Origin of the sequence: Methylobacterium sp. GC_Met_2, assembly GCF_026540795.1 — a bacterium.
Taxonomy (GTDB): Bacteria; Pseudomonadota; Alphaproteobacteria; order Rhizobiales; family Beijerinckiaceae; genus Methylobacterium.
Window position 1 is genome coordinate 1 of the sequence record NZ_JALNUM010000194.1, and the last position, 5975, is coordinate 5975.

At 68.6% G+C, this 5975-nt stretch carries 5 protein-coding genes; 1 reads left to right on the forward strand and 4 read right to left on the reverse strand.

The genetic code is table 11. The features are described from left to right. Positions 1–198 precede the first annotated feature (198 nt). The 4 genes from OXS49_RS32240 to OXS49_RS32255 are packed head-to-tail and all read right to left on the reverse strand — an operon-like array spanning position 199 to position 4051. A complete protein-coding gene (locus OXS49_RS32240; protein ID WP_267359484.1) occupies positions 199–969 on the reverse strand; it encodes an ABC transporter permease in 771 nt (256 codons plus the stop codon). Between the two features lie 3 nt (positions 970–972). Further along, positions 973–1806 carry an ABC transporter permease gene (locus OXS49_RS32245; protein ID WP_267428604.1) on the reverse strand — a complete coding sequence of 278 codons (834 nt, stop codon included), beginning with the start codon at positions 1804–1806 and terminating at the stop codon, positions 973–975. Further along, positions 1806–3005 carry an ABC transporter ATP-binding protein gene (locus OXS49_RS32250; protein WP_267428605.1) on the reverse strand — a complete coding sequence of 400 codons (1200 nt, stop codon included), beginning with the start codon at positions 3003–3005 and terminating at the stop codon, positions 1806–1808. The genes OXS49_RS32245 and OXS49_RS32250 overlap by 1 nt, the downstream gene beginning before the upstream one ends. Then, positions 2984–4051: an ABC transporter substrate-binding protein gene (locus OXS49_RS32255; RefSeq protein WP_267428606.1), complete on the reverse strand. Its 1068-nt coding sequence runs from the start codon at positions 4049–4051 to the stop codon at positions 2984–2986. Before OXS49_RS32255 ends, OXS49_RS32250 begins: the two co-directional genes overlap by 22 nt. Positions 4052–4252: 201 nt before the next feature. Here OXS49_RS32255 and OXS49_RS32260 point away from each other — a divergent pair, with 201 nt between their 5' ends. Then, positions 4253–5533 carry an FAD-binding oxidoreductase gene (locus tag OXS49_RS32260; protein WP_267428607.1) on the forward strand — a complete coding sequence of 427 codons (1281 nt, stop codon included), beginning with the start codon at positions 4253–4255 and terminating at the stop codon, positions 5531–5533. The last annotated feature ends 442 nt before the right edge of the window (positions 5534–5975 follow it).

Consider the following 5975-nt stretch of genomic DNA (forward strand, 5'->3'; position numbering starts at 1 on the left):
AACCACGCCCGCGCCGAGGACGATCGCGGTGTTCTCATCGCTCATGCGGCGTCTCCGGCGGCCGAGGACAGGCGGTGGTTCGACCGTGCTTGGTCGGACGGATAGCGTTTGGATCCCGCTCCGGCGATCACGGACCGCGCGCGTCGCCCGGACGGTGCGGGCGGGATCGTGGGAGCGGGGCGAGAACCGGGCATGGGGTCATGTGGCCCGGCGCCGGCGCAGGAGCGCGTCTGCGGCCAGGATCACGCCCGTGACGCCGATCAGGAACGCGCTGACCGCCGCCACCGTCGGCTCGACCTGCATATGCAGGCTGTTCCAGATGCGCACCGGCAGGGTCTGCGTGGCCGCGTTGGTGAGGAAGAGTGAGATGATGAGCTCGTCGAAGGAGGTCAGGAACGCGAACAGGGCGGCCGAGGCGAGGCCGGGTGCGGCGAGCGGCACGACGATCGTGCGCAGCGTCCGGGCGCGGCTCGCGCCGAGGCTCAGGGCCGCCTGCTCCAGGCGCAGGTCGACGGATTGCAGCGCAGACAACAGGATCAGAAGGACGACCGGGAAGGCGATCACCGCGTGGCACAGGCCGACCCAGACCACGCTCCCGACCAGCCCGAGGCGCGCGGACGCGTAGTACATGGCGATCGCCGTGACGACGGTCGGCGAGACGATCGGCAGGAGTGCGACGGCCAGGATCAGCCGCTTGGCCGGGAACGCGCCGCGCACGAGCGCGTAGGCCGCCAGGAACCCGACCCCGGTGGCGACGACGCAGGCCACGCCGCCGATCGCGAGGCTCGACCACAGCGCGGCACGCCAGGCCGGATCGCCGAGGAAGGCCGCGAACCAGCGCAGCGACAGGGAGGTGGGCGGGAAGCGCAGGAGGGTGCCGCCGCTGAAGCCCAGCACCACCACGATGCCGATCGGCAGGATCAGGAGCAGGCAGGCGCATCCGACGAACAGCGGCAGCGCGGCGCGCACGCTTCAGGCCCCCATCATGCGGCGCAGATCCGTCACGCGGGCATAGATCGCGAAAAGGATCAGAGTTGCGACGAGCAAGACCACCGACATCACGGCCGCGCTCGGCCAGTCGATCAGGATCTCGACCGCCCGCTCGATCAACATCGCGACGGTGACGTTGCTGGGCCCACCCATCAGGGCGGGCGTGATGAAGAAGCCGAGCGCCAGGATGAGGACGATGAGCGAGCCCGACACGATCCCCGGGACCGACAGCGGGAGATAGACGCGCCGGAACAGATAGAGGGGGCTCGCCCCGAGGGCGCGCCCGGCCCGCAGCAGGTTGGGGTCGATCGCCTTCATGGTCGCGTAGAGCGTCAGCACCATGTAGGGCAGCAGCACGTAGGTCATGCCGACCACGATCCCGAAGGTATTGTACAGGAGCGCGAGGGGCGCTCCGATGAGCCCCGACGCGCCCAGGAGCTCGTTGACGAGCCCGCTGCGGCCGAGCACCACGGTCAGCGCGTAGGTCCGCACGATCACGCTGGTGAAGTACGGCACGATCACGCAAAACACGACGAGCGCGGCGCGCCAGCCGCGGCGATTGGCCAGGTAGAACGCGATTGGGTAGCCGATCACCAGCGTCGCGAGCGTGACGAGGACCGAGACCCAGAGCGTCGTGAGCGCGGCGACCTGCATCGCGCGCGCGGTGAGGACGTCGACGAAGAGCTCGGGCACCTCGGCGGGCGTCGTCTCGATGAACAGGGTCCGCGCCAGGAACCAGGCGAGCGGCGCGAGGAACAGCAGCGCGAGCAGGCCGAGCGCGGGCAGGAGCAGGAGCCACGTCCGGTCCCGTCCCATCACGCGGCGTCCGGCGGTAGGATGACCGTGTCGGCCGGGGACCACGCGAGGGCGACGCGCTCGCCGGGCTCGGGGTGGTGATGGGCGGCCACGTTCGGGGCGTCGGCTGTCACGAGCGCGCCGCTCGCCGTCTCGACCGCGTAGCGCACGACGCTGCCGAGGAAGGACGCGCGCCGCACCGTGCCGCTCAGGCGGTTGACCGCCTCGCGCGGCAGATCGGCTGAGGGGTGCAGCGTCAGCTTCTCCGGGCGCACGAACAGCTGACCCTCGGTCCCCGCCCCGCGGGTCGCCGCTCCATCCGCGTGCAGCACCGCCCCATCCTCGAGCTGGAATGCGATGCGATGCGGTCCGGGCGTCACAATCCTGCCCGGCAGGAGGTTCGCCTCGCCCAGGAACCGGGCGGTGAAGGCGTTGACCGGGCGCTCGTAGACGTCGCGGGGCGCGCCGATCTGCTCGACGCGGCCGCGGCTCATGATCGCCACGCGATCGGACAGGTTCATCGCCTCCTCTTGGTCGTGGGTAACATAGAGGACCGTCATTCCGAGCCGCCGCTGGATCTCCTTGATCTCGACCTGCAGGTCGTAGCGGAGGTTCTTGTCGAGGGCGCCGAGCGGCTCGTCCATGAGCACGACGGGCGGCTGGAACACGATCGCCCGGGCGATGGCCACGCGCTGCTGCTGCCCGCCCGAGAGCTGGCGCGCGTAGCGGTCGGACAGGTGCTTGAGCTGGACGAGGTCAAGGGCGGCTGCGACCCGCTCGCGCACGAGCGCCTTCGGCATCCCGCGCGCCCTGAGCGGGAACGCCACGTTCTCGAACACGTCCATGTGCGGGAAGATCGCGTAGTTCTGGAAGACCATGCCGAAGCCGCGCCGCTCCGGGGGCACGGCCGCGAGGTCGACCCCGTCGACCAGGAGGCGCCCGGCGTCAATCGACGCGAACCCCGCGACCATCATCAGGGTCGTGGTCTTGCCCGAGCCGGAGGGGCCGAGCAGCGAGAAGAACTCGCCCGCATGGATGTGGGTCTCGAAGCGGTCGACGACGGTCTCGGAGCCGTAGATCTTGGTCAGCCCCTGGAGCTCCAGCGCTTTGCCGGCCGGTCCCGTGACTGCCGCGGCCGCCACGTGCTCGCGCGGGCGGGTGAGGCCGACTGCACCCGGCACGATCGCGTCCTGTCCGATCACAGCACCCAGTTCGACCAAGCGCGGCTCACTTTGGTTCGGTTGGCCGACCACCAGTTGATGTCGTTCCTGAAGCCCTTCGACACGGTCCAGGGCGTGCCGGTCGCGGGATCGATCAGGAGCTTGGACGTGTGCGCGTAGACCTTGGTGTTGACGGGGATCGCCTTGTACTCGGCCAGCCAGCGCTTCTGTACGTCCTCGCTGATCGAGTAATCGATGAACTTGAGCGCGGCCTCGGGCGCCTTGGCCCCCTTGGGTATGGCGTAGGACTGCACCAAGACTTGGTTCTGGTTCCACTGGATGCCGAGCGGTGCGCCGCCGTCGATGGAGGCCTGAGCGCGGGTGTTCCAGAGCACGCCGAGCACGGCCTCCTTGTCGGCCAGCATCTGCGCGGACAGCGCGCCGGTATCCCAGAACTTGGGGACGCTGGACTTGATCCGGCCCATGGATTTGAGGGCGCGGTCGATGTCGACGGGGTAGACCTTGTCCATCGCAACGCCGTCGGCGAGGAGCGCGATCTCGAGGTTCGGGGCTCCGGACTCGATCCCGGCCAGCGTGCGCGGCCCGGGAAACGCCTGCGTGTCCCAGAACTCGGCCCAGGATTTTGGCTCGGAGCCGGGCTTGAACACGTCCGTGCGGTAGCAGAGCACGAATGCGTACACGAACGAGCCGACCTGATGGCTGAGCTTCAGCCTTGGCTCGATGTCCTCGAGCTTCGTGTATCGAAACGCGCCGTAGTCGATCGGGACGAGCGCGCCCGCCTCCTCCAGCATGAGGTTGGCGTCATTGCCGGTGTCGATGCAGTCGATCTCGACCTGCCCGGCTTTATACATAGCGAGCAATTTGCCCACCGTGCTCGGGACGGGGACGATCTCGATACCGGTCTCTTTCAGGAACGGCTCGTAGACGGTCCTGCGCTTGATCTCGTCAAACGAGCCGCCGGGCGTGCGCACCCGCAGTTGCGTGGCCGCCCGGGCGGGGTTCGTGATCACGGCCGGCATGGCGAGCAACGCTGCACTGCCCACCATGAGGCCGCGCCGCGTCGGGGTCGTGGACAGCTTCGGCACCGCGCGCTCCCATCACCTCGGGGAAGAGTGTAGGCGCAGGAAATACTGTCGGGCTAGCGGAAATCGCAGGCAATTCTGACCGCATTTACGACGTGTCGCACAAGCGACGTGCTGTAGCGGTGGTCCGCGGTCTAGCCCCGCGCTTGCATACTCACGCCGGAGATCGGAGCGTGGTCTCGCCGGCCGTCGAAGGGAGCGTCCATGATCAGGAACGAGCCGTACTGGTGGCGGGCGGCACCTCTGGCCGAATCTGACCCTTTGCCCGTGCGCGACAGCTCCGACGTGGTCATCGTCGGCGCGGGCTATACGGGACTGTCCGCGGCGCTAACGCTGGCCCGGGCCGGCCGCAGCGTTCAGGTCTTCGACCGGCAGAGGCCCGGCGAGGGCGCCTCGTCCCGCAACGGCGGAATCACGAGCGGGAATTTGCGCCTGTCACTCGCCGAGTTGACGAAGCGGTTCGGCCACGAGCGCGCGGGCGCCCTCGTGGCCGAGGCTAAGGCGGCGCGTGAGGACCTGTACCGGTTCATCGCCGAGGAGGGGATCGACTGCGACTTCAAGCTCGTCGGCCGCTTCGCCGGCGCCTCCCGCGCCGTCGACTACGAGCGCCTGGCGCGGGAGGCCGATCACCTGCGCGGCGCGTTCGGCATCGAGGCCCACTCGGTCGCGCGCGGCGAGCAGCGCAGTTACATCGGCACGGCGTTCTACCACGGCGGTAACGTCCGCATGGACATCGGCGGCCTTCATCCGGCGAAACTGCACGCCGCGATGCTCCGCCTCGCCCGGGACGCGGGCGCCCTCGTGCACGGCGAGACCGCCGTTCTCGGCATCCGGGGCGAGGCCGGGGGCTACGAGGTCCTGACCACGCGGGGCGCGGTCCGCGCCAGCCACGTGATCGTCGGCACCAACGGCTACACGGATCGGTTCGACCGGTGGCTGCGCAGCCGGCTCGTGCCCGTGCGCAGCCGCATCATCGCGACCGTGCCGCTCTCGGCCAACCTTATGGGCGAATTGATGCCGAGCCGCATGATGTATTCGGAGACGCGCAAGCTCCACTATTACTATCGGCCGTCGCCCGACGGGACGCGCATCCTGTTCGGCGGCCGGGACGGGACGATCGCCGGCGAGGCGGAGTGGCCTACGGCGAGCCTGCGGCGCGCGCTGGCCGACATCTTCCCACAGCTCGACAGCGTCGCGATCGAGCACAGCTGGTACGGCAACGTTGCCATGAACCGCGACATGGTCCCCCGCATCTTCGCGCGAGACGGGCGCCGCTACGCGGCGGGCTACTGCGGATCGGGCGTCGTTTGGGCGCGATGGGCTGGCCAGAGGGCGGCGCTCCAGGTCCTGAACGATCAGGCGGGACAATCAGCCCTCGACTTCCGCCCGCCGCGGTGGGTGCCGCTCGTCTCCGGCAAGGCGTGGTTCATGCCGGCCGTATTTGGTTGGTTTCGCATCCAGGATCGGTGGGCTACTCGCAGATGAAAATATCGTCGGGCAACGGCTGCCTCGCTCCTAAACAACTCCGCTTCCAAATGACTGCAACTTACAACCGCCAGATCACCGACCCGGCCGCCGGCCCTATCCTGCTCGTCCCACTCACACTCGCGGCACGGATCCACCCGCACCTACACATGTACATCCAGCGGTTCTGCCCGGTTGGCCCCCGCGCAAGTGTTTGAAACCAGAGCGCCCTCGTCCCCACGGTTCTGCGCACATACGGGCTAAACCATAACCGGCGACCTGCAGCTCAGCCCCGGCACAACAAGCGCCCTTCACGGCTACACCGTCACCGCCAGCAGGCCGCAGAACGCCTGTTCATTCTGGCCGCGTTGGGCACTCCGAGTTTTTACGAATGACCAGAGCTGGCCGTAAGCAGAATGACCGCTTCGGAGAAGTTCCGCGGAAAAAGCGGACGGCCTGCTAC

Bases quoted from the DNA above. Each gene is read 5' to 3' on its own strand.
- OXS49_RS32245 (WP_267428604.1), bottom strand. From the start codon at position 1,806: ATGGGACGGGACCGGACGTGGCTCCTGCTCCTGCCCGCGCTCGGCCTG.
- OXS49_RS32260 (WP_267428607.1), top strand. From the start codon at position 4,253: ATGATCAGGAACGAGCCGTACTGGTGGCGGGCGGCACCTCTGGCCGAA.